This is a genomic window from Collinsella sp. CM84Y_54 (assembly GCF_036317945.1).
GTDB lineage: Bacteria > Actinomycetota > Coriobacteriia > Coriobacteriales > Coriobacteriaceae > Collinsella.
In genome coordinates, this window is record NZ_JAWQCX010000002.1 from 87709 (window position 1) to 112070 (window position 24362).

General features: G+C 61.1%; 19 protein-coding genes. 4 read left to right on the forward strand and 15 right to left on the reverse strand.

The window, feature by feature from the left end; all coding sequences use genetic code 11:
• Positions 1–341: 341 nt before the first annotated feature.
• The 6 genes from V2391_RS03515 to rpmE form a co-directional block, all read right to left on the reverse strand.
• The gene (locus V2391_RS03515; protein ID WP_329738286.1) at positions 342–1283 is read right to left on the reverse strand and encodes a transketolase family protein; all 942 of its coding nucleotides are present in this window, start codon (positions 1281–1283) and stop codon (positions 342–344) included.
• 1 nt (position 1284) lies between these two features.
• Positions 1285–2115 (reverse strand): transketolase, encoded by an 831-nt coding sequence (locus V2391_RS03520; protein ID WP_006235308.1) that lies wholly within the window; start codon positions 2113–2115, stop codon positions 1285–1287.
• Between the two features lie 246 nt (positions 2116–2361).
• Positions 2362–3252: a YitT family protein gene (locus V2391_RS03525; protein ID WP_138375120.1), complete on the reverse strand. Its 891-nt coding sequence runs from the start codon at positions 3250–3252 to the stop codon at positions 2362–2364.
• 167 nt (positions 3253–3419) lie between these two features.
• Positions 3420–4568 (reverse strand): peptide chain release factor 2, encoded by a 1149-nt coding sequence (gene prfB / locus V2391_RS03530; protein ID WP_250786789.1) that lies wholly within the window; start codon positions 4566–4568, stop codon positions 3420–3422.
• A complete protein-coding gene (secA, locus tag V2391_RS03535) occupies positions 4568–7375 on the reverse strand; it encodes a preprotein translocase subunit SecA (RefSeq protein WP_329738287.1) in 2808 nt (935 codons plus the stop codon). Before secA ends, prfB begins: the two co-directional genes overlap by 1 nt.
• A gap of 339 nt (positions 7376–7714) precedes the next feature.
• Entirely contained in the window at positions 7715–8140 is a 426-nt protein-coding gene (gene rpmE / locus V2391_RS03540) for a 50S ribosomal protein L31 (protein WP_006235303.1), read from the reverse strand.
• Between the two features lie 350 nt (positions 8141–8490).
• Between rpmE and V2391_RS03545 the strand changes: the two genes are divergently transcribed.
• The 3 genes from V2391_RS03545 to V2391_RS03555 all read left to right on the forward strand — a co-directional run bounded on the left by V2391_RS03545 (position 8491) and on the right by V2391_RS03555 (position 11204).
• A complete protein-coding gene (locus V2391_RS03545; protein WP_006235289.1) occupies positions 8491–8778 on the forward strand; it encodes an ACT domain-containing protein in 288 nt (95 codons plus the stop codon).
• Positions 8779–8855: 77 nt separating this feature from the next.
• On the forward strand, positions 8856–10274 hold the full coding sequence (locus tag V2391_RS03550) for a citrate synthase (RefSeq protein WP_329738288.1): 1419 nt from the start codon (positions 8856–8858) through the stop codon (positions 10272–10274).
• Positions 10275–10361: 87 nt separating this feature from the next.
• Positions 10362–11204 carry a Cof-type HAD-IIB family hydrolase gene (locus tag V2391_RS03555; protein ID WP_329738289.1) on the forward strand — a complete coding sequence of 281 codons (843 nt, stop codon included), beginning with the start codon at positions 10362–10364 and terminating at the stop codon, positions 11202–11204.
• Positions 11205–11281: 77 nt separating this feature from the next.
• Here V2391_RS03555 and V2391_RS03560 read toward each other — a convergent pair whose 3' ends face one another.
• From V2391_RS03560 to V2391_RS03575, 4 genes are all read right to left on the reverse strand, one after another.
• Positions 11282–12076, reverse strand: a complete 795-nt coding sequence (locus tag V2391_RS03560; protein WP_329738290.1) for an HAD family hydrolase — start codon at positions 12074–12076, stop codon at positions 11282–11284.
• A gap of 198 nt (positions 12077–12274) precedes the next feature.
• Entirely contained in the window at positions 12275–14095 is a 1821-nt protein-coding gene (locus tag V2391_RS03565) for an adenine deaminase (RefSeq protein ID WP_329738291.1), read from the reverse strand.
• 282 nt (positions 14096–14377) lie between these two features.
• Positions 14378–15589, reverse strand: a complete 1212-nt coding sequence (gene tyrS, locus V2391_RS03570) for a tyrosine--tRNA ligase (protein ID WP_035137437.1) — start codon at positions 15587–15589, stop codon at positions 14378–14380.
• 96 nt (positions 15590–15685) lie between these two features.
• Positions 15686–17662 (reverse strand): U32 family peptidase, encoded by a 1977-nt coding sequence (locus tag V2391_RS03575; RefSeq protein ID WP_329738292.1) that lies wholly within the window; start codon positions 17660–17662, stop codon positions 15686–15688.
• 161 nt (positions 17663–17823) lie between these two features.
• Here V2391_RS03575 and V2391_RS03580 point away from each other — a divergent pair, with 161 nt between their 5' ends.
• Positions 17824–20007 carry a transglycosylase domain-containing protein gene (locus V2391_RS03580; protein WP_329738293.1) on the forward strand — a complete coding sequence of 728 codons (2184 nt, stop codon included), beginning with the start codon at positions 17824–17826 and terminating at the stop codon, positions 20005–20007.
• Between the two features lie 216 nt (positions 20008–20223).
• On the opposite strand, the gene V2391_RS03585 is transcribed toward V2391_RS03580, so the two are convergent.
• The 5 genes from V2391_RS03585 to V2391_RS03605 all read right to left on the reverse strand — a co-directional run bounded on the left by V2391_RS03585 (position 20224) and on the right by V2391_RS03605 (position 24346).
• Positions 20224–20661, reverse strand: coding sequence for an arginine repressor (locus tag V2391_RS03585; protein WP_022094272.1), 438 nt, complete (start codon positions 20659–20661; stop codon positions 20224–20226).
• Between the two features lie 132 nt (positions 20662–20793).
• On the reverse strand, positions 20794–21870 hold the full coding sequence (locus V2391_RS03590; RefSeq protein ID WP_329738294.1) for a glycosyltransferase: 1077 nt from the start codon (positions 21868–21870) through the stop codon (positions 20794–20796).
• A gap of 119 nt (positions 21871–21989) precedes the next feature.
• The gene (gene truA / locus V2391_RS03595) at positions 21990–22814 is read right to left on the reverse strand and encodes a tRNA pseudouridine(38-40) synthase TruA (protein ID WP_329738295.1); all 825 of its coding nucleotides are present in this window, start codon (positions 22812–22814) and stop codon (positions 21990–21992) included.
• A 92-nt stretch (positions 22815–22906) separates the two neighbouring features.
• The gene (rplQ, locus tag V2391_RS03600; RefSeq protein ID WP_329738296.1) at positions 22907–23374 is read right to left on the reverse strand and encodes a 50S ribosomal protein L17; all 468 of its coding nucleotides are present in this window, start codon (positions 23372–23374) and stop codon (positions 22907–22909) included.
• A gap of 30 nt (positions 23375–23404) precedes the next feature.
• On the reverse strand, positions 23405–24346 hold the full coding sequence (locus V2391_RS03605; protein ID WP_329738297.1) for a DNA-directed RNA polymerase subunit alpha: 942 nt from the start codon (positions 24344–24346) through the stop codon (positions 23405–23407).
• Positions 24347–24362 lie beyond the last annotated feature (16 nt).

The following is a 24362-nucleotide window of genomic DNA, read 5'->3' on the forward strand; positions in this document are numbered from 1 at the left end:
CGCACAGGGTTACCTCCCAAATCGTCCTCGGACATGTCGGAGCTCCCGCTACGCGCTTCGCGCTGCGGGGGCTCCTCCGTCCTGCGGAAAGATTTGGGAGGTAACCCTGTGCGCGGCCTGCGGCTACTAAGTAGTCGCCGCGTTTATCTTAGGGTGCTGCATATACAAAGTTGGGAGGGCTGAGTTGCACTTTGCTGATATGGGCCCGCTTCCCGGAGGAAGCCCTTGCTTGATGCGGGCCTGATTTATTTGTTGCCGAAAAAACAGGGGCGCCCTCTTTGGGGACGCCCCTGTTCTGGCTTGTATGCGGTTGTTGAGACGATACTTTGCCTCGTCTTACCTTAGGCCAAGAACTCCTTGGTGGTCGCCACGATGTTGGCGGCGTCCAGGCCGTACTTGTGCAGGAGCTCGGCACCCGGGCCGGACTCGCCGAACGTGTCGTTGACGCCAATCTTCTTGAGCGGCGTCGGGCACTGCTCGCACAGGACGTCGGCAACGGCGCTGCCCAGGCCACCGATCACGGAGTGCTCCTCGACGGTCACGACGTGACCGGTCTTGGTAGCGCTCTTAACGACCAGGTCGGCGTCGATGGGCTTGATGGTGTGCATGTTGATGACCTCGGCGTCGATACCCTCGGCAGCGAGCTGCTCGGCGGCCTCGAGGGCCTCGCCGACCATCAGACCGCAGGCGATGATGGTAACGTCGGTGCCCTCGCGCATGACGATGCCCTTGCCTACCTCGAACTTGTAGGTCTCGGGGTCGTTGATGACCGGCGAGGCCAGGCGGGCAAAGCGCATGTACACGGGACCGTCGCACTCGTAGGCGGCGCGCGTCACGGCGCGGGCCTCGACGTCATCGGCGGGAACGATGACGGTCATGCCGGGAATGACGCGCATCAGGGCGATATCCTCGCAGCACTGGTGCGTGGCGCCGTCCTCGCCCACCGAGATACCGGCGTGCGTGGCGCCGATCTTGACGTTGAGATGCGGGTAGCCGATGGAGTTGCGGACCTGCTCAAAGGCGCGACCGGCGGCGAACATGGCAAAGGTGCTCGCAAAGGCAACGCGACCGGTGGTTGCGATACCGGCGGCAACACCCATCAGGTTGCTCTCGGCAATGCCCACATCGAAGAAGCGGTCGGGGCAGGCGGCCTTAAACTTGCCGGTCTGCGTGGCGGCGGCCAGGTCGGCGTCGAGGACCACAAAGTCATCGTGCTCGTTGGCGAGCTCGACGAGGGCCTCGCCGTAGCTTACGCGCGTGGCGATTTTCTTGACGTCTGCCATCCTAGAGCTCCTCTCCGGCGGCCGTGAGCTCTGCCATGGCCTGCTCAAACTGTTCATCGTTGGGGGCCTTACCGTGCCAACCCACCTGGTTCTCCATAAAGGAGACGCCCTTGCCCTTCATGGTCTCGGCGATAATGGCGGTCGGCTGACCCTTGGTAGCGCGAGCCTCGGCAAAGGCGGCGCGGATCTGGTCGAAATCGTTGCCGTCGGCAAGCTCCACCACGTGGAACTTAAAGGCACGGAACTTGTCGGCGAGCGGCATGGGGTCGTTGACCTCCTCGACGGGGCCGTCGATCTGCAGGCCGTTGTGGTCGACGATCACGCAGAGGTTATCGAGCTGCTGGTTGCCGGCAAACATGGCGGCCTCCCAGACCTGGCCCTCCTCGCTCTCGCCATCGCCCAGCAGGGCGTACGTGCGGTAAGTATCGCCCCAGTGCTTAGCGGCAACCGCCATGCCCACGGCGGCGGAGATGCCCTGGCCGAGCGAACCGGTGGACATGTCGACGCCCGGGGTGTCGTTCATGTTGGGGTGACCCTGCAGGTGACTGCCGATGTGGCGCAGCGTCTCGAGATCCTCCTTGGGGAAGAATCCGCGCTCGGCAAGCACGGCGTACAGACCAGGCGCGCAGTGACCCTTGGAAAGCACGAAGCGATCGCGATCGGCCTTGCGGGGATCGGCCGGGTCGACGTTCATTTCCTCAAAGTACAGATAGGTCATGATGTCGGCAGCGCCGAGCGAACCGCCCGGATGGCCGGACTTGGCAGCGTGCACGCCGGTGACGATGCCCTTCCTTACCTCGTTGGCAACCTTTTTGAGCTCTTCGTCGCTCATTGTGCCTTCCTTTCATCCTCATTAGACAAAATGCGCACGGCACCGAAGGTAATCCCAACACAGCCGCAATGCACGTACGTCATTCATTATGCTGGAAACTGATGGCTTTACCAGAGTTTTTATCATTATTTGAACAATTTAGCAGGCAGAACCGCTGATGAAACGGTTTATCAATGTGAACGTCTTTTGGATGCGGTGGCTGCCTCTCGCCCCGGCACAAAAATGATCCGCAAACCGAAATTCAGCCTACGCGTTAATGTCCTTGAATCCTTCACCGAAGGCTTCCGTAACGTCGGCGACCGTCACAATGGCGTGAGGATCGCGTTCGCGCACGATCGTTTTAAGGGTGTTGAGCTCTCGACGGCTAACGATCACCATGATCACCGGCTTCTCGACGCCCGAATACATACCGGTCGCCTTTAATTTGGTGCAGCCGCGGCCCAGACCATACATGATGTCGGCCGCGATATCGGGGAAGTTATCCGAGATGATGAGCACCATACGACGCTTATTGCCGCCATCGACCACGGCATCAATCACATAGCCGCTGATCACCATCGAAAGTCCTGCATACAGAGCATTTTCGAGCGAGAAGACCGGAGCCGATGCCGCACATACGGCAACGTCGATTGCCATGACGGTCGAGCCTACCGGCAGCGAGGTGTTACGCGAGATGATTTGGCCAATCGTGTCCGAGCCGCCGGTGTTGGCGCCGGCGCGCAATACCATGCCGTAACCGATGCCCGTGATAATGCCGCCCCACATAGCGGGAAGCATCAGGTCAGCATGTGCCAGAGGCGCAACAAACGGGGCAAACAGATCGGTAAAGAAGCCCAGCAGCACAAAGCCCGTCGCCGTCTGCACCACGTAGAACATGCCGCCCTCGCGCATAACGACCAGTAGCAGCAAGGCATTCATCACGATGGTCTGGATACCGACGGGAAGCGACACGCCTCGCGCTGCGCCGACTGCCTGGATAATAGTCGCAAGGCCCGTAACGCCACCGGCTGCAAGGCCGTTGGGAATCAAAAACAGGTCGGTCGCGATGGCGGCCAAGGCACACCCCAACATGATCTGGGGCAGATCGTGAAAGAAGTTCATCGAAAGAATGCGCTTGATGTCCAGACGATATGCCATGCTGCCTCCTTTAAAAAAGCGCACCCCATCGGATGCGCTTTGAACTTCTTCTTGTATTCGATTCTACCGATTCGCCGGACAAAAACCACCCCTGTACAGGGTATGTTCTGGATACAAAACCACCCTGCTCGGAGGGCTTTAATCCATTTCCGCATAAACCGAGCGGTCTATGCGGACGGGGTCTCCGCGTCAGCGTTGCCGGTAGCCCAACGGTGATAGCCAATCACAAACGGATCCAGATCGCCGTCGTCAAGAACGGCCTCGACGTTGCTGGTCTCCACGCCCGTGCGCAGGTCCTTAACCATCTGGTACGGGTAGAGCACGTAGCTGCGGATCTGGTTGCCAAAACCAATTGTGGTCTTGGGTCCGCGAATCTCATCCAGGGCCTCGGCGCGCTTTTCGAGCTCAATCTCGTACAGACGCGCCTTGAGGATCTGCATGCACGCAGCCTTGTTTTGAATCTGGCTTCGCTCGTTTTGACACGTGACCACAATACCGCTGGGGAAATGCGTCACGCGCACGGCGGAGTCGGTGGTGTTGACGCCCTGACCGCCCGGGCCGCTTGCATGGTACACGTCGACGCGAATGTCATCGGGACTAATCTCGATATCGATATCGTCGGGCAGCACTGGAATGACCTCGACGCCGGCAAACGTAGTCTGGCGGCGCTTCTTGTCGTCGGTGGGGCTAATGCGCACCAGGCGGTGAACTCCGGCCTCGGCACGAAGCATGCCAAAGGCATCCTTGCCTTCGACGGTAAAGGTCGCGCGATCGATGCCGATGACCTCGGCCGCGGGGCAATCGTTGATGGTGACCTTCCAACCGCGGCGCTGGCAGTACTTCATGTACATCTTAAAGAGCATGAAGGTCCAGTCCTGGGCCTCCAAGCCACCCTGTCCGGGTTTGATGGTCACAATCGCGTCGCCATGGTCGAACTCCCCGGTAAACCAGCTCGCAAGCTCAAGCTCGTCGATGGCGCGAGATAGGCGCTCCGCCGTGGCGGCAGCCTCCTCGCGCAGCGCAGCGGCATCGGGGTCATCGCCCATTTCCTCGGCAAGCTCCAACGCGGCGCGAGCATCGGAAAGCTCACCGCGCGCGGTATCCACGGCGGCGATGTCCTCCTTGGCGCGCGCAATCTCCTCCATCGTGGCGCGAGCGGCATCGGCATCGTCCCAAAAGCCCGGGGCGACGCTTTTGGCCTCGAGCTCCGTTACACGGGTGCGCTTCTCGTCCAAATGGAGATACGACTCGACCTCGCCGAGTCGGTCTGCAAACGCGTCCAACTCGGCGGGAGTTACCTCTAGAGTCTCGGCCATTAACGATTCCTGCCGTGGCAGTACTTGAACTTCTTACCGCTACCGCAAGGGCACGGGTCGTTGCGGCCCACGTTGACATAAGGGTCATCACTCTCGGACTTGCGGTAGGTCGTCACCTTGCCACCGTTGTTAACGGCAGCCGGACCACCCTGGACGGCGGTGCGGGCCTGCACCTGAGCCTGCTTGCGCAGTACCGAATCGCCGTTGTCGCCATCGACCTCGGCGGGACCAGAGAAGTGCGCACCCTTAAGGGCGGGGTCCTCCTTGTGCTCCACAGCCTGCGGGGCAGCTTTGAGCTCAATGCGCAGAACAGTGCGCAGGTAATCCTCGTACATGGTATCGACGAGCATCTGGAACGCGCCGTAGGCCTCGGTCTTATACTCAACCAGCGGGTCGCGCTGGCCAAAGCCGCGCAGGCCGATACCGGTCTTGAGGTAGTCCATTTCCTGCAGGTAGTTCATCCAACGCGTATCGATGACGCGCAGCATGACCTGGGTATTGAGCTCGCGCATCAGGTCCTCGCCCAGGCGCTCGGCCTTCATGTTGTAGCACTTCTCAACATAGGCCAGGACATCGGCGGCCAGGGCCTCAAAGTCCTCGTCGGGGAACTGAGGGGTATCGATATGCCCGGTCAGCTCGACGACCCACTTACGCAGACCCTCAAGATCGCGCTCGCCCTCGTGGCTGTCCTTGGTGCAGAACTCCTGCACGCAGCGGTAGACGGTATCGTGCATGACCTCGGTGATGTGGTCGGTCAGATCCTTGCCGTCCAGAATCTTATTGCGCTCGGCGTAGATGACCTGGCGCTGCTTGTTCATGACGTCGTCGTACTCAAGGACGCTCTTACGCATGGAGAAGTTGATGCTCTCGACCTTGTGCTGGGCGCTCTCGACGGCCTTGGAGATGATCTTGTGCTGGATGGGCATGTCGTCGCCCATGTCGGCCGTAACCATCATCTTGGAGACGCGGTCCATCCTGTCGCCACCGAACAGGCGCATGAGGTCGTCCTCGAGCGACAGGTAGAACTGGGTCTCGCCCGGATCGCCCTGACGGCCGGAACGGCCACGCAGCTGGTTGTCGATGCGGCGGGACTCATGGCGCTCGGTGCCGATAACGGTCAGGCCGCCGGCGGCAAGCACGCGCTCGCGCTCGGCCTTGCAGGTCTCCTTGGCTTCGGCGTTAAACTGCTCGAGCTGCTCGGGCGTCACGTCCTCCATGGTCAGGCCCTCGTACTCCAGGCGCTCGCGCACCAGCTCGTCGGGGTTGCCGCCCAGCAGGATGTCGGTACCACGACCGGCCATGTTGGTGGCGATGGTCACGGCGCCGTAGCGTCCGGCCTGGGCAACGATGTGGGCCTCGCGCTCGTGATGCTTAGCGTTGAGGACCTCGTGTGCGATACCGCGCTTGGTAAGGGCGGCCGACAGCTTCTCGGAGCTCTCGATGGAGACGGTGCCCACCAGGACCGGCTGGCCCTTGGCGTGACGTCGCTCGACGTCGTCGGCAACGGCGTTGTACTTGGCCTGGATGGTGCGGTACACCAGGTCCTCGTGGTCCACGCGCTGCACGGGCTTGTTGGAGGGGATGACCTCGACGGGCAGCTTGTAGATCTCGCGGAACTCGGCATCCTCGGTAAGTGCCGTGCCGGTCATGCCGGAGAGCTTGTCATACAGACGGAAGTAGTTCTGCAGGGTGATGGTGGCCAGGGTCTGGTTCTCCTCGCGCACGAGCACGCCCTCTTTGGCCTCGATGGCCTGGTGCAGGCCCTCGGAGTAACGGCGGCCTTCCATAATGCGGCCGGTGAACTCGTCGACGATCTTGACCTCGCCGTTGGTGACCACGTACTGCTTGTCGCGGTGGAACATGTACTGGGCCTTCAGCGCCTGCTGCAGGTGGTTGACAAGCTGGCCGGAGAGATCGGCATAGATGTCATCGATACCCAGGCGGCGCTCGATCTTCTTAAGGCCGCGCTCGGTGGCGGCAATGGTGTGCTTGGCCTCGTCCATGACATAGTCGCCCGTGGGCTCGACGTCCTCGGTGGCGGTGAGCATGTCGTGCGACACGTCCTCGCCGCGCTCAAGGCCACGCACGGCACGTGCGAAGTCCTTGTAGGTACTGGCGGACTTGGTGCCAGCGCCCGAGATGATCAGCGGGGTGCGGGCCTCATCGATCAGAATGGAGTCGACCTCGTCGACGATGGCGTAGTTGTGACCGCGCTGCACGCGCTGCTCGGGGCGGGTGACCATGTTGTCGCGCAGGTAATCAAAGCCGAACTCGGAGTTGGTGCCGTAGGTGACGTCGGCCTGGTAGGCCGGGCGCTTGAGCTCGAGCGGCATGTTGTTCTGCAGCAGACCGACGGTCATACCCAAGTACTTATAGATACGACCCATCCACTCGGAGTCACGCTTGGCCAGGTAGTCGTTGACGGTGACGACGTGCACGCCCTTACCGGCGATAGCGTTGAGATAGCCGGCCAGCGTGGAGACGAGGGTCTTGCCTTCGCCGGTCTTCATCTCGGCAATGTGGCCCTCGTGCAGCGCCATGGCGCCGATGAGCTGTACATCAAAGTGACGCATGCCCATGGTGCGCTTGGAAGCTTCGCGCACGGTGGCAAAGGCCTCGGGGAGCATGTCGTCGAGCGACTCACCGTTGGCGTAGCGCTCACGGAACTTATCGGTCTGGGCGCGGAGCTCCTCCTCGGTCATCTTCTCAAACTGGGGCTCAAGACCGTTGATCTTGTCGACGATCTTGTAGTAGCGCTTCAGGTCCTTATCGGATCCAAAGGACAGCAGCTTTGACATAAATCCCATGTGGTTTTCCTTTTTGGCCATCGCCCGCGGCATGAAACCTTGGACGAGTTAAACACAGATAAATGTACTTTAGCCAAACAAGGCGCCGCCTATGCGGTCGACACACTCGACCACGTAATAACTACGACAGCCTGCCAAAAAGGGACCGGTTTATTTTGTCAGCTTTTATCTGGGAAAACGCTGTCTCTTTGCCATTTGGCGCAAACCAATCTGCCCCTTCGCACCAACCCGGTGCAATGGGGACGGGTTAGCTTGCACCAATAAAAAGAAAAGGGCCACGCACCCAAACGGATGCGCGGCCCTTATGCCATGAATGCGAGCGATTCCGCGGCGAGCTATTTACTCAGCAGCCTCGGTGGTCTCGGCCTCAGCAGCGGCCTCCTCGACGGGAGCCTCTGCGGGAGCCTCGGCGGCCTGCTTAGCAGCCTCCTCGGCGAACTTAGCGGCACGCTTAGCCTTCTCGGCAGCCTTAGCCTCAGCGGCGGCCTTGCGAGCAGCCTCGGCCTCAGCAGCCTTGGCGGCCTTGGCGGCCTTGGCCTCCTCGGCCTTCTTGAGCTGAGCGGCAGCGGCGCCACCGAACTTGTCGGCGAAGCGCTGGACGCGTCCACCGGTGTCGACGAACTTCTGCTGGCCGGTGTAGAACGGGTGGCACTCGTTGCAAAGCTCGACCTTCATCTCGGACACGGTAGCGTGCGTCTTGAAGGTGTTGCCGCAGGAGCACGTCACCGTGCACTCGACATACTGGGGATGGATACCCTGCTTCATGGTAGGACTCCTTATTGGTCAGGCGCTGGTTACCGATCAGCGCATAAGGCGTCTTGGTTTCCGACCAAGACAACAAACTCGGCTATGGTACCACGGCGCCGCGTGTCCCACAAAAGGTTCACGGTCTTTGCACCGGAGCGCACAGGCGAATCTGCCCGATCGCGGCGCCAACAGGAACCGCCTGACCTGTCCAGGGTGCCAAAAATACACCCCGCGAGACAAGCGCTCCATGTTGCAGACGTGTAACGCCGCAGCAAGGGTGCCCCTTTTGGCGCCAGACAGGTACAATGATGAACACTGTACCGTAGCGGAGCGCCCCCGCGCGCCGCAACCACGCGAAAGGGTTTCCCATGGCCGAGATCTCGTCCTCCCGCATCGTCATCACCGTCCTTGGCAAGAACCGCCCCGGTATCGTCGCCGGCGTCACCCGCGTTCTGGGCGAGGCCAACGTCGACATCCGCGACATTACGCAGTCCATTATCGAGGACATCTTTACCATGACCATGCTGGCCGACACCGCCGAGTCCAAGCTCGACTTCGCCGAGTTGCAGAAGGCCCTGGCCGAGGCAGGCGAGCTTTCGGGCGTTAACGTGTCCATCCAGCGCGAGGACGTCTTTAACTTTATGTACCGCCTGTAGCGAACAAACCGCTCGGGGCAGCTTGACGTCATATCGTCCAAGCGCGCCGCCCCAAAGCGGACCGGAGAGGAGCGCGCATGGCCTACGACGCCAAGAAAATCTACTACCGCTTCGACGATCACCTGAGCCGCCTGGTTCTGGATTACGAGGCGAGCCGTCAGATTTCGCCCGAAAGCGAAAACCTCTACCACGGCCTGCCGACCGCCCCGTACGACGAGGGCTTGTTCGTAGAGCACAACGTCAAGCGCGGCCTGCGCAATGCCGACGGCTCGGGCGTGGTCGCGGGTCTTACCCGCATCTCGGACGTGCACGGCTACAACAAGGTCGACGGTAAGGTCGTGCCCGATCAGGGCAAACTCACGCTTCGTGGCTACAGCATCGAGGATCTGGTCAACAACGCCCAGGCCGAGAACCGCTACGGCTACGAAGAGGTCGCCTATCTGCTCATCACGGGCTCTCTGCCCACCAAGGAAGAGCTTGACGGTTTTTGCGGACGCCTGGGTGCTTTTAGGCACCTGAGCGACGAATACGTCCGCGAGTTCCCCATGACCACGGTGTCGTCGAGCATCATGAATGTGCTTCAGCGCGCCGTGCTGCTGCTCTACGCCTTCGACGCCGAGCCCGACGCCATTACACCCGAGCACGAAATCGACGTCGCCATCTCCATGCTCGCCCGTCTCCCCCGTATCGCCGCCTTCGCGCATATGGCCTCGGTCGCCAAGCGCCGCGGCTCCGAGGTTCATGTACCGCACCCCACACCCGGCCTCTCCACCGCCGAGACTATCCTGCAGGTGTTGCGCGGCGGCATGGCATTCACCCGCGACGAAGCCATGCTGCTCGACGTGATGCTCATGCTGCATGCCGAGCACGGCGGCGGCAACAACTCCACGTTTGCCTGCCGCGTGCTGTCCTCCTCGGCCACCGACCCGTATTCCGCCTACGCCGCGGCTATCGGCTCGCTCAAGGGCCCGCGCCACGGCGGCGCCAACGCCAAGGTCGTGTCCATGCACGAGGACATCCGTGCGCACGTCTCCAATTGGGAGGACGAGGACGAGGTCGCAGCCTACCTGGGCAAGATTCTCGACAAGCAGGCCTTCGACGGCACGGGTCTCATCTACGGTATGGGCCACGCCGTCTACACGCTGAGCGACCCGCGTGCCGAGGTGTGCCGCCGTTACGCGCGCACACTTGCCGCCAAGAAGGACCTGGGCGATGAGTTCGCGCTCATCGAGCGCATTGAGCGCCTGGCACCGCAGGTGATGCGCGACCACGGCATGACCAAGCCCATCTGCGCCAACATCGACCTGTACACAGGCTTTATCTACAAGATGCTCGGCATGCCCGAGACGCTTTTTACGCCGCTATTCGCCGTCGCCCGCATGGCCGGCTGGTCGGCACACCGCATGGAAGAGCTCTTCTGCGCGCACCGCATCATCCGCCCGGCCTATCGTCCGGTGATCGAGCCGCTGGAATACAAGCCGCTCGCCGACCGCTAGGACGCGGACCGTTATAGAACCCGAGCGTGGCCAGGGCATCACCGCCCTCGGCCACGCTTTTTATGTCAGCAGAAAGGGCTGCATCAAATGATTGTGTTTTCCGATATGGATGGAACGCTGTTGACGAGCGATAAGCAGATGAGCGATGCCACCTGGGCGATGCTCGACGAGCTCGCTCGACGCGGGATTGAATTTGTGCCCTGCACGGGACGTCCGCTGTCGGGCATCTTTGAGCCCATCCTCGCCCATCCCGCCGTGCACTATGCCGTCTGCGCCAATGGCGCCAGCGTCTGGCAGCTCGACGACGATGTGTCCACCGACGCCTCGCGCGCCACGTGCGTATTGAGCCGTCCGCTCGATTGCGGCATTGCCCATCGCATCCATCGCATCGCCGCCGGCCACGATGTGACCTTCGATATCTTCGCGGATGGGCGGTGCTTCCTCCCCCGCTCGCTTTACGAGCGTCTGGATGAGTTCTGCGGCGGCGACCCCCACATCGCAGCTTCGCTCAAGCGCACACGAACACCGATCGACATGGATATCGACAGCAAGATCGACGAGGTCGAGACACTCGAACGCATCGCCATGTACTGGCACGACCCGGCCGATCGCGACGCCATCGCAGCGGAGCTCGACACACTCGAAGGCATTGAGGTCACGCGTTCGTACGCCATGAATATCGAGGTCATGGGCGAGGGCGCCACCAAAGGAACGGCCCTCACGTGGCTATGCGAGCACCTGGGCGAGCTTCTCGCCGACGCCTGGGCGTTCGGCGACAACATCAACGACATCCCCATGCTGCAGGCAGCGGGCCACGGCATGGCCATGATCAACGCCGAGCCCGAGGACCGCGAGGCCGCCGACGCCATCACCGAATACGACAACGACCACGACGGCGTCGCCCGCACCATCATGGCCGCCCTCGCCTAGCAGTAGCAACCCGGCAGGGTAGCTAATTTGGGGACACTCTTCGCGGGGCGCCGCAAGGACTGTCCCCATCCGCCGAATTACGCGAGACTCTCCAGCACGCGACGGAGCTCCTGCTGGACGGCGTGGTCGCGGTTGCACCCCACCACGCGATCGGCGACTGCCTTGAGCGCGGGGCGCGCGTTTTCCATCGCGCAGCCCGTGCCGACAAAGCGAATGATCTCGTAGTCGTTCATCGAGTCGCCAAACGCCATGACCTCGTCGCGTTCGACGCCATAGTGCTCCATGAGCTGTGCGATGCCCGAGGCCTTCGACACACCGGGTTGCATGGCATCGATCCACGCGTTGCCCGAAGGCGCAAAGGTAAAGAGCTGACCGAGTTCGCGCTGTAGCACGTACGCACTGTCCATAACGGCACCGTCGTCGCAAAAGATACTCGCTTTGATGATATTTACGCTGGGATCGGGCAGCTCCCAAATGCGCTCGGCATTGGGAAGGTCCTTATCGACCTCACGCACGAACTTGCACTCGTCATCGAGCAAAAAGGACTTGGTTCGGTCAAAAAGCGCAAGATGCAGATTGGGAAACGTCCTGACGGCTTGGGCGAGCCTTCGAATCGCCAGGTGCGAATACACCTCACGGTCTACCATCTTGCCGTCGGCGTAGACCTGGGCGCCGTTAGCGGCGACAAAGTCTATCTTGTCGCGAACAGGTGAAAAGAACTCGCACAGGCGGTCGTAGCGACGGCCTGACGATGCGGCAAAATGCACGCCATGCTCGCGTAGTGCCAGAATCAGTTCGTAGGTCTCGGGAGGCACCTGGCCGTTTTCGTCAAGCAGCGTGCCGTCCATATCGGATGCAATCAGTTTAAACATAGAAAAGCTCCCTTCGGACTTGTTGGAATCGAACGTGTATCCGATTCCAACGTACCCAAAGGGAGCTCAGATAAGACCTTGCGGGCGCAAACGTTACAAGGACCTGGCAAATAGCTCACACATGCCAGAGGCCTCACGGTCGCGGCGCCAGGCGACACGCCACCCCGACGGCTAGTCGTTTAAGAACGTCCCCGATGACTAGTCGGCGTAGGTGAAGGTCGTGACGTCGAACATGCCCTCGGGGCGGATGCGGAGCGTCGGGATCACCGGCAGGGGCAGGAAGATGATGCCCATGATGGGGTCGAGCGGCGGCTCGACGCCCATGGCACGCGCCTTGACCATAAAGTCGTCGTGCTGCGCGGCGACATCTTCGGCCGTGCCCTCGCTCATCAGGCCACCGAGCGCCAGCGGAATGCGCGCCACGACCTCGCCGTTGCGCACCAGCACGTGACCGCCCTGGCCCACGGCCTCAACGGCGGCCATCATATCGGCGGCGTTGTCGCCCACGACGCACACGTTGTGCGAGTCGTGTCCGATCGTCGAGGCGATGGCACCACCCGTGATGGTAAAGCCGCGCACCCAGCCGCGGCCGATATGCTTGCCAACGAGTCCCAGGCCAGCGGGGCCATCGCCGTCGGCGCCCTCGGCCTGCAACGACACGCCGCGGCCATGGCGCTCAATCAGCATAATGCGACGCAGGCCCTCGGCGCTCTCGGGGCGAGCCATACCCGTGATGGCCTTACCCGGCACCACGTCAATCACGGCCTCGCCCGGCTTAAAGGCATAGTCGAACACGTCGAGCGAAAGCTTCGGCAGCTTAACGGAGGCGCGCAGCTCATCGGCAAGGGCTGCGACCTCGGCCATCTCGGGTGCAATCTCGCCCACAAAGGTACCGTCCTGCGCCACCAGAGCACCGGCGGCATATACGCGATGCGGAGCCGTGGCAAACGTCAGGTCATTGAGCACCAGCAGGTCGGCACGCTTGCCCGGGGCGATGGCGCCACGCAGTTCGTGCGGGTCGCGGCAGCCGTGATCCAGGCCAAACGCCTCAGCCGTGGAAAGGGACGCCATGGAGATAGCGACCACCGGGTCGATACCGGCCTCAATCGCCACGCGGCAGGCGTTGTCGATCATGCCGGACGCAAGCGCATCGGAAGGAGCGCGGTCGTCGGTCGCAAAGCAGCAACGGCGGGCACGGGCAGGATTCTCCAGCAGCATCGGCGACAGGTTGGCCAGGTCATGGCTGCACGTACCCTCGCGCAGCATCACATACATGCCGCGAGACAGCTTGTCGAGTGCCTCCTCGGGAATCGTCGACTCATGGTCAGCGATAATACCTGCTGCGGCATAGGCGTTGAGGTCCTTGCCGGCAACGAGCGGGGCGTGACCGTCCACCTGTTTGGACGGCGTCTGGTTGGCAGCGTCGATTCGAGCGCAGGTCTCGGGATCGGCCATAAAGACGCCCGGCAGGTTCATCATCTCGCCCAGGCCAAAGACATCGCCCGGATGCTCGGCAAAAAACGCCTGCATATCAGCAGCGGTGATGACGGCACCGGCCTGCTCGTCGGGCAGCGCGGGCACGCACGAGGGCATCATGTACTTGATGGAAATAGGAGCGCGACGGCCGTCCTCGATCATAAAGCGCAGGCCGTCCAGGCCGGAAACGTTGGCGATCTCGTGGCTGTCGGCAATGGCAGTGGTGGTACCGCGCGTCGCCGCCATGCGCGCATACTCGGCAGGGCGGATGTTCGAAGACTCGATATGCAAGTGTCCGTCAATAAAACCGGGGGCAAGATAGCGGCCCTGGCAATCGATGACCTCGGCAGCCTCATACGTACCGGCGGCATCGTCGCGGCCATCGTAGAGCACACCGACGATCACGCCATCCTTGACGGCAACGCTACCGGGCGCCACGCGCTGGCCGTACACATCGACAATCTGTGCGTTGGCAAACAGCGTGTCAACGGGCACACGACCCTCGGCGGCCTCGATCACAGATCTCATGACCTCAACGGACATACATACTCCTTTAACCGTAGAAAAAAGCTGCGGAGCGGACAGACCTTCACCGCAGCAAACCAATAGCCATTGTATGCCCAAAAGGAGGCCGCCGATAACACCCCTTCCGCTTAACGGCACCGCCAAATGATCCCTTGGGGACGGAGGAAAAAAGTTGCGGTGGAATAGTTCCTACCTGGGCGCCCGTATGGCATTTTTAGGAACTATTTCACCGCAACTCAAAAGGCCGCAGTCGGGAGTTCCGGCTGCGGCCCTATTGCACATGTTAGGTTGACCTACTTGCTAGACCAGCTTGAAGCCCTTGCGCTTGCCTACGGAGAGGGTGTCGCCCAGTTTGAGGGCGCTGGGGTCGATGTTGTAGCTCTTGGGAGCCACGGCCTTGCCGTTGATCTTGACGCCGCCGCCGTCGATGTCGCGGCGGGCCTGACCGGCGCTGGCCGAAAGGCCCAGGTCCTTGAGCAGGCCGGCGAGGTAAATCTGGCCCTCGTCGTTGACGGTCAGCTCAACATGCTTCTCGGGGAAGTCGGCGAGCTGGCCCTCCTTGAACACGCGGTCGAACTCGGCCTGGGCCTCGTCGCCGGCGCCGGCGCCGTGGTAGGTGTCGCACAGGTCGCGGCCCAGAGCGCGCTTGAGCTCATAGGGATCGGCAGAGCCGTCGGCCAGAGCAGCGTCGATCTTGTCGACCTCGGCCGGGGTGAGCGAGCTCGCCAGGCGGTAGTACTTGCCAATCATCTCGTCGGGGATGGACATGGTCTTGCCGAACATATCCTTGGGCGCGTCGGTCAGGCCGATGTAGTTACCGTAGGACTTGGACATCTTACGGACACCATCGGTGCCCTCGAGCAGCGGCATGGTGAGCGCAATCTGCGGCTCCATGCCCATCTTCTCCATGAGCTCACGGCCGGCGAGCAGGTTGAAGAGCTGATCGGTGCCGCCCATCTCCACGTCAGCCTTGATCTGCACGGAGTCGAAAGCCTGCATCACGGGATACAGGAACTCATGCAGGGCGATCGGCGTCTGAGACTGGTAGCGCTTGGTAAAGTCGTCGCGCTCGAGAATACGGGCGACGGTGAACTTGGAGCACACCTGTAGTAGGCCGGCAAGGTCCATCGACAAAATCCAGTCACCGTTGTGCACGATGGTGGTCTTCTCGGGATCCAGGATCTTCATGGCCTGGCTCACGTAGGTCTCGGCATTGGCCTCGATCTGCTCCTGCGAAAGCTGCGGACGGGTGGAGTTCTTGCCCGAAGGATCGCCAATCAGCGCGGTACCGTTGCCGATGATGAGGGTGACGTTGTGGCCCAGGTCCTGGAACTGACGCATCTTGCGCAGCGGCACGGCGTGGCCCAAGTGCAGATCGGGGCTGGTGGGGTCGACGCCGAGCTTGATGTTGAGGGGCTCGCCCTTCTCAAGCTTCTTGCGAAGGTCGGCCTCGGGGACGATCTGCGCGGCGCCCGAGGTGATGATACGCATTTGCTCGTCAACAGACAGCATTGGGTATCCTCCTTTTGCTATAGCACCCTCGCCGAAAACGGCGGTGCTGGAAGTCCATAAACTCTCTTATGATAACAAACTGACGCGACGCGGCACCTACGACAGGAAAATCCTCGTCCTGCCGCATGCGTCGATGGCAACTGGTAGACGTGTACCGTCACGCTCGACCAGATAGCGCACCTGCCGACGACGCAAGCAGTCGCGGCAACGGACCTGCCCCGTCGCATCGGTGGCGCAGACGCCCTCGGCGGTCAACAGGCAGTGCTCGCACACCATAAGCCCGGGACGGTCGGCGTCGACCGGACCCAAGACGCCGGGTTCAGCAGCCAGCTCGGCAATACGCTCCCTATCATTGCTGAGCAACTCGGCAGGCAAGTATACCCACCCCGCGCCAAGCCCGCGCAGCCAGGCAAGCGTGGCCCGATTGGCGCAGAACACCGGCGCCGCCACGTCAAACGTCGTACCCAGCTCGCGGGCCATCGCCACCTGCCCCAGGTTGCGGCAGACGACACGCCCGGCACGTTGCATAAGCGCCCGAGTCCGCTCGGCATCGCGCGCGCGGCACACTTCGTCGAGCACCACCGTCGTATCGGACAGGTCTCGCTCATCGCGCGGATCCACATCCATCAGTTCCCAGGCAAAGACCATACGAGCAAAATCCTCGCGCTTTGCCGGCTCCCCCGGCTCCGCCAACTCCGTCGGCACATCACCATCTGCCAGAACGCCCTCAAACGGCAACACCTCAACGGACCGCTCAACAGGCGCGACCGCATCTGCCTCGACCCGCATACGCTCCAACACCGCTGCCGTCTGCCCCAGCACGCCTGCGCTGCGAATCAGATAGACCTCGCAGCCCGCATCCACCTTGCGCTTGCAATGGACAACGACGCGCTCTCCCGCAGCGGCATCCACGGGACAAGGCACCTGTGGCCAGCGCTTGGGCACATCGGGACGCGCGTCGGCACCCGGGTAAAATCGGATCTCGAGCGTATCGCCCGCCGCCACGGCGGCATCAAGCTCAACCGTCACCTCTTCGTGACCCACCGCCACCAAGTGGCCCACGCGCACGCCCTGGTTGATCGCGCGTTCAAAGCTCATGAGCTCGGCGCCCGAACGACCCCGCAGATACGCATCGGTAAAGCCGCGGTTGAACGACCTCCCCAGCTCGCGCTCAAGCGTCGGCACCGCATCGGCATCCCATGTGCCGGCGCGCAGCATATCGAGCGCCCGACGCCACACCCTCACCACGTTAAAGACGTAGTCGGGATTCTTCATGCGGCCCTCGATCTTGAGCGATGCCACGCCGGCGGCAACAAGCTCCGGCAGGTGCGCGATACCCAGATAGTCACGCGGACAAAGCAGGCGGTCCCCTTCGACAGCAACAACACTCTGCCCCGCCTCGTCCGCCAAGTCATAGGACAGACGGCACGACTGTGTGCAGTCGCCGCGCATCGCCGACCGTCCGCGCCGCAGGGCCGAAAACTCACACGCGCCTGAATAGCCAATGCAAATAGCGCCGTGACAGAACACCTCGATGGGCACGCCGGTGGCACAAAGCGCCCCAATCTCCGCCACGCTCAGCTCGCGCGCCGTCGTCACGCGCTCAACTCCCAACTCCTTGGCAGCCAACTGCACGGCGCCCTCGCTATGAGCGCCCGCTTGGGTGGACAGGTGAATCTCGACCCCCGGAATCGCCGCACGAAGCGCGCAAGCCAGCCCGGCATCGGCCACAATCAACGCATCGGCGCCCAACGCATGCGCATGCGCCCCCAACGCCACGGCGTCGGCAAGCTCATCATCGAACACGAACACGTTGAGCGTCACGTACACACGCACGCCATGCGCATGGGCCACGGCACAACCGCGCGCGAACTCATCATCGCTAAAGCCATGCGCGCTCACTCGAGCGTTGAATCCGTCCAGCCCCGCATAGACGGCATCGGCACCCGCCGCAATTGCCGCGAGCATCTGGTCGAGCCCGCCAGCGGGCGCCAGCAGCTCGGGCAGAGCCACTCCAGCCGCCGCCAACTCGCTTTCGCATTGTCCGCTCGGTTCCATCGGCCGAATCGCCATCGATAAACTCCTTGCCAAGGTGTGCTTTCACTCTGAAAATTGCTTCCAACCAGCATACACGAGGCCTCACGTGCCCCGATTGGTTTAATGTGTAATAACTTATGTCCATCCTGCCCGGCAACACACCTAACGCCTGGCACGACATACCTGGAGGTCAATCTATGGGTCCTCGCCAACGACAGGGACGCGGTCGTTCCAAGACGCATGCCCTTCCCATGATCTTGCTCTCGTTTTTGGGCTTTCTGCTTATCGCGGGCGTAGCGTTTGGCATCGGCATGATCGGCAACGTCAACCGCTGGCTGTCCGACCTGCCCGACTACACCGACGCCAACGCCTATCTGGTCAGCGAGCCCACCGACATCGTCGACTGCAACGGCAATACCATTGCGAGTTTCTACACTCAAAACCGCAAGTCCATCACCAAGGACCAAGTGTCCCCCTACGTGCTGCAGGGCACCATCGATGTCGAGGACGAGCGCTTCTATGAGCATGGCGGCATCGACCTCTGGGGCATTGCGCGTGCATCGGTGGCAACCCTCACCGGCGGTCACGAGGGCGCGTCGACCATCACCCAGCAGCTGGTCCGCAACACCATCCTGCAGGAGGAACAATTCGACTCGACCATCGAGCGTAAGGTGCGCGAGGCCTATATCGCCATCAAGATGGAGGATATGTACTCCAAAGACGATATCCTCATGATGTACCTCAACACCATCTACTACGGTCATGGAGCTTACGGCATCGAGGCGGCAGCCGAGACCTATCTGTCCAAGACCGCCGCCGACCTCACCCTGAGCGAAGCTGCGCTGCTGATCGGCCTTCCCAATTCGCCTTCTCAGTACGACCCCACGGTTAACCCCGACTTGGCGCTGTCCCGCCGCAACAAAGTTCTGGACAACATGCTGCGTCTGGGCCACATCACACAGGAAGAGCACGATGCCGCACAGGCTGAGCCCATCACGCTCAATGTGACCGAGATTTCGGGCAGTGGCGTCGACGTGTACTCTCAGCCCTACTTTGTCTCCTATGTCAAGCAACTTCTGGAGCAGGAGTTCTCCACCGACGTGCTCTTTAAGGGCGGCCTTACGGTTAAGACCACCATCGACCCCACGATGCAGCAGGTGGCCGAGGAGGCCGTGCGCTCGCAGCTTGACAAAATCGGACTCGACGGCCTGGACATGGGCATGGTGGTCATTGACCCCAAGACCGGCTACATCAAGTGCATGGTGGGCGGCTATGACTACAACTCGGACCAGAACCACGTGAACCACGCAACGGCCAAACGTCCCACGGGCTCCTCGTTTAAGGCGTTCACGCTCGCCGCTGCCATCCAGTGCGGCATGGATCCCAATATCACCCTCAACTGCAACTCGCCGCTCCCCCTTAAAAATTCTTCTGCCAAGGTCCAGAACGACGCAAACCAGAGCTTTGGCTCCATTTCGCTCAAACAGGCGACGGCGGTTTCGTCCAACACCGGCTATGTCCAGGTCGCAGACGCCATCGGCAACGACAAGATCATCTCGCTTGCCAAAAAACTCGGCATCGATCCCAAGAAGGACAACCTCGAAGACGTGCCCGTCATGACGCTCGGCACCGGCTCTATCTCGCCGCTCGAGATGGCCGCCGCCTATGCCGCCTTTGCCAACGGCGGATACTATCGCCAACCCATCGCCATCACCGAGATCATCTCCCGCAGCGGATCAGTGCTGTATCAGCACACCGACAATCCGCAACAGGTGCTCACCGCCGGTGAGACTGCAGCCGTAACCGATACCCTGAGCGGCGTCATGCGTGGCAGCGGCACCGGCGCTTCGGGCGCCCTGAGCGTCAACCAGCCATGTGCCGGCAAGACGGGCACCACCAGTGATGTTACCAACCTGTGGTTCTGCGGCTACACCCCACAACTCTCCGTTGCGCTTTGGAACGGCTACTCCCAGGGCGAGATCCCCATCAAAAAGAACGGTGCAGACTTACACCCTTATTCCGCCAACCTGCCCGTCTTCAAGAAATTCATGGATACGGTCTTGGCCGGCAAAGAGCGCGAGGAGTTCCCGACCGGCACGGCGCCTCAATACAAGAGCAATGACTCTTGGAAGTTCTTTGGCACAACCAACAAAAAGGAAGACAAAGAGGACGAAGACGAGGAGGAAGGGACCACCACAACCACTACGACGACAACCACGACCACTGAAACCCCGGGCGGCGACACCTCCGGCGGCAACGGTAACGGTACGACAGGTGGCGACGGTGGCACAGGCGGCGACGGCGGCGACGGCACGCCGACGCCTACCCCCGATCCCACGCCCACACCCACGCCCACGCCCGACCCCTCTACGGGCCAGTAAGCGCAAAGCGTCATCTGACAACAAGGCGCCCGAGCAGCACGTACGCTGCTCGGGCGCTTCTTTATTTCGGCAGATACCACAAGACGCCACGACAGCTCCAGCTACAGGACCGATAGGGCAACAGGCACTGGCATGCAAAAAGGGCGCTGACCTTCGTCAACGCCCTCGGCAATTACCTATAGCAACAATCGGCACAGCAGCAGTGCCGCTACTCCCCTACTTGTGAGAGTTACTCAGCTTGTTGATGAGTGCCTCAAGGCGCTCGCCGTCCTCGGCCGTCTGCGCAATGACCAAGATCGTGTCGTTGCCGGCAAGCGAGCCAAGCACGTCGGGCAACTCCGCGGCATCGACCGCTGCGGCAATACCGGAAGCCGTACCGGGCTGCGCCTTGATCATAACCAGATTATCGGTGCGCAGCACGCCGGTAACCAACTCGGAAACCATGCGCTGCAGATGCAGGTCCTCGGCAAGGACATAGATGCCCTCGGGTAGCTTGCGCAGTCCCATGTCCGCGATATCGCGCGAAACGGTCGCCTGCGTGCAATCGAAGCCCATGGCGCGAAGCTCGTCTACTAAAACACGCTGCGTGCGTACGTCCTTATTGCGAACAATATCTCTGATGGCATCCTGGCGCCCATTGCGTTTTTTGGCCATACAAAACCTCACTCCAAAAGATGGCGGAGACAATCACTTAGTGATTGAATAGTTTAGCGCTATTTGAGGGTTTTAGTGAATAAGAACGCATTTCGAAACAATTCCATGCAATTTATTTCGAAAATCACGCTACTAGACAGCCCTGGCGCCCGAACGATTGAAAAAGCCCGCCAGATGCGTATACAACGCGCACCGCATGGGCTTGGCGCTGGCTATCGAACCATAGAGCAGACCTAGGCCACGATGATTGCCCTTAAGGGCCGCAACCATCTGACGGGTACGCTGCGCTTCGAGCATATCATGCAAACGGGCCGAACGCTCTATTGAAGACACCCCATGGGGGCTCAGACACAAATTTTCGATGCAGGCAACCAGGCCGGTGTAGTAATACCGCTGGCAGACCAGTTTCAACTGATCGCTACCGCCCGCGACGGCAAGCGAATCGGCAAGCCTGTCGAGCGCCCCGATATCATCAGAAAGCCTGGCAAACATCGTGGGGTCAAACGTCTCCGTAATCGACGGCGCCACTGCATGAAAACGGGCACGGCCACATCCCGAAACGCGCTTTGCCAGCGAAAGCGCGAACGTCAAAAAAGACACCGTGCGAAATGCATCGCCATGCGCAAGGCATGCCTCAAAGAGGGCGCGATCATACAGCACGCCGGAGGACTGTCGGATTAAACCACGGAAGATCAACTGGGTCAGGCAAGCTGCCTGGTCCCCATCGCCAGAAACGGATGCCGCGTCCAAAACTCGGGAATGACGCTCGCGGTGGGCATCGTAGCGATCGAGCGAAACAGAAGGGAACACGATGTCAGCCGAAGCGTCGCACGAACTGTCGACCATCTGCGAAAGGGACTGCGGCGCAAACCACTCATTGGCATTCATCGCAATGATCTGGGAGCCGCGCGAAGCCGCAAAGCCGGCACGCAAACAGGCACCAGGCGCTGGGTCCTCAGCATCAATCAAATCAATATGAATGTCTCTGCCGGCGGCAACTTCGAGCGAATGGCGCACACCGGCTACCACGCCGCGGCAAACGACGACAATTTGCAAATCGTAGAGGTCTTGGTTCTGGACACTCTCGAGAGCGCGCATCGCATAACTGGGCGAACCCTCAACAATCAGGATCACCGAAAGTCGCGGATGCGAACCACGTCGAACCAAGTTTTCCGTCCTCTCGACAGCTAGTAACAAACTGTCGTTCATGGTACACCCCGTCAATTAATGCGGGCGGTCGCCCGCCGCGATGCACGTCAAGAACAGATGTTGCACACGCCCCGCCCACAGGCGCCGCGCGCAAAGACCGCCGTCAGGCAGCCACTTCCCTAATCGAGCACCACAAGCTCGGTGGGGTCATAGTCCACACCCATAAAAGTAAGACCGCATGCGGGCGCCGTAGGACCGGCAGCGGAGCGATCGCAGGCATCAATTACCTCGCGCATCCACTCGGGATCGCGGCGATGCATGCCGATCTCGACGAGGGTGCCCACAATGGTTCGCACCATCGAATGTAAAAACGCATTGCCCTCAATGGTGAACGTGAGGATATCCTCGCCAAAGGCGACCTCATGGCCAAACTCAGCACGCATTACGCAGCGATGCGTGGGCTTACCCACGGCAGAAGCGACCTTGCAAAAGCTCTTAAAGTCCTGCTCGCCCAAAAGCGCAGGGCAGGCAGCCGCCATCGCATCGACGTCGAGGGGATAGCGATGCCACCACACAGCACCGCGTGACAGCACGGGCCGCGCGTCACGATCGGCAATGCGATAGGTGTACGTGCGAGAACGCGCGTCAAAGCGCGCAGAAAAGCCCTTACGAGCCTTGTAGACCTCGTTTATGGCGATATCTTTGGGAAGGAGGGCATCCATAGCCCTCAGCCACCTACGGCGCGTACACGCGAGCTCAGCGTCCGTTACAGGCACGCTGATGTATTGGGCCACCGCATGCACGCCGGCATCGGTACGCCCCGCGCACGTCAGATCGATTGGGCGGCGCAACAACGTCTCGATGGCACGACGCAGCTCGCCCGCAACCGTCGTCTGGCTCGGCTGCTCGGCAAATCCGCTATAGGAGGAGCCATCGTAGGCCACGCGAAATACAAGGGTGGCATCGAGCTCGGGGGTCGAATTGAAATCAGACGGCGCAGTCATGGGCGCTCCCAACAAACTAGCAACGATATTGCGAGAAAAAAAGAGGGGTACGCGAACGTACCCCTCGAATATAGCCTATGCAGACAGAATGTCTACTCAGCGGTCTCCTCAGCAGCGGTCTCCTCGACAGCCTCAACCTTCTTGGGAGCAGCGGCCTTCTTGGGGGCCGGAGCAGCCTTCTTGGCCTTAGGCGTGCAAGGCTCGGTGACGAGCTCCATGATAACGATGGGAGCGTTGTCGCCCTTGCGTTTACCGAGTTTCATGATGCGGGTGTAACCGCCGTTGCGGTCCTGCCACATGCCCTGAGCAGCCTTGTCGAAGATCTCGGCAACGAGCTGCTTATCGCCGAGCTTGGCGATAGCCAGACGACGAGAGTGCAGGTCGCCCTTCTTGGCCCAGGTGATGATCGGATCGACGACCGAACGCAGCGCCTTAGCGCGGGTCTCGGTGGTCTTGATGCGGTCGTTCTCGAAGAGGGCCTTAGCAAGGCTCTTCTTCATGGCCTTGGTGTGGCTCGCATCGGTGCCGAGCTTCAGGCCCTTCTTAACGTTGTGACGCATGGTCTAGTTTCTCCTCAAATATGCGAAGCATTAAGCCTTCAGGCTCAGGCCCATGGACTCAAGCTTGTCCTTCACTTCCTCGATCGACTTAACACCGAAGTTACGGATGTTGAGCAGATCGTTCTCCGAGAACTCAACGAGCTGACGGACCGAGTGAATGCTGGCGCGCTTAAGGCAGTTGTAGGAACGGACGGAAAGGTCCAGGTCCTCGATCTGCTTGTCCAGCTCGGCGTTGTCGTTGGTGACCTCGGGAGCGAAGATCGAAGCCTCCTCCTCGACCTCGGGGGTCTCGGCAAGGTTCATAAAGGCGGCCATATGCTGGTTGATGATATTGGCAGCCTGGACCACGGCGTCGCGCGGGGCGATGGAACCGTTGGTCTCGATCTCGAGGACAAGGCGGTCGTAGTCGGTATGCTGGCCGACACGACAAGCCTCAGCGAGCTTGGCGCAACGGGACACCGGCGAGTACAGCGAGTCGACGTGGATCACACCGATGGGATCGTTGTCACGCTTGTTAGCCTCGCCAGAGACATAGCCGCGGCCATAGCCGATGCGCATGCTCATGGTGAGATGGCCACCCTCGGTGAGCGTAGCAATGTGCTGCTCGGGGTTGACCAGCTCAAACTCGGACGGAATAAAGAAGTCCGCACCGGTGACCTCGCAGGGGCCGTCAACCGAGATGGTTGCGGTCGCCTCGTCGGTCGTGCCGAGAGCCCTGAAGACAAGACCCTTGACATTCAGGACGATGTCGGTGACATCCTCGACCATATTAGGGATGGTCATGAACTCGTGCTGCGCACCATCGATCTGAATGGCCTCGACGGCGGCACCCTCGAGCGAGGACAGAAGAACACGACGAAGCGAGTTACCCAGCGTATCGCCGTAGCCACGCTCGAGCGGCTCGACGGAGACACGAGCAGAGGTCTCGTTGATCTCTTCGACCTGAACCTGAGGCCTAATGAATTCTGACATGTATTACCTCCAGCCT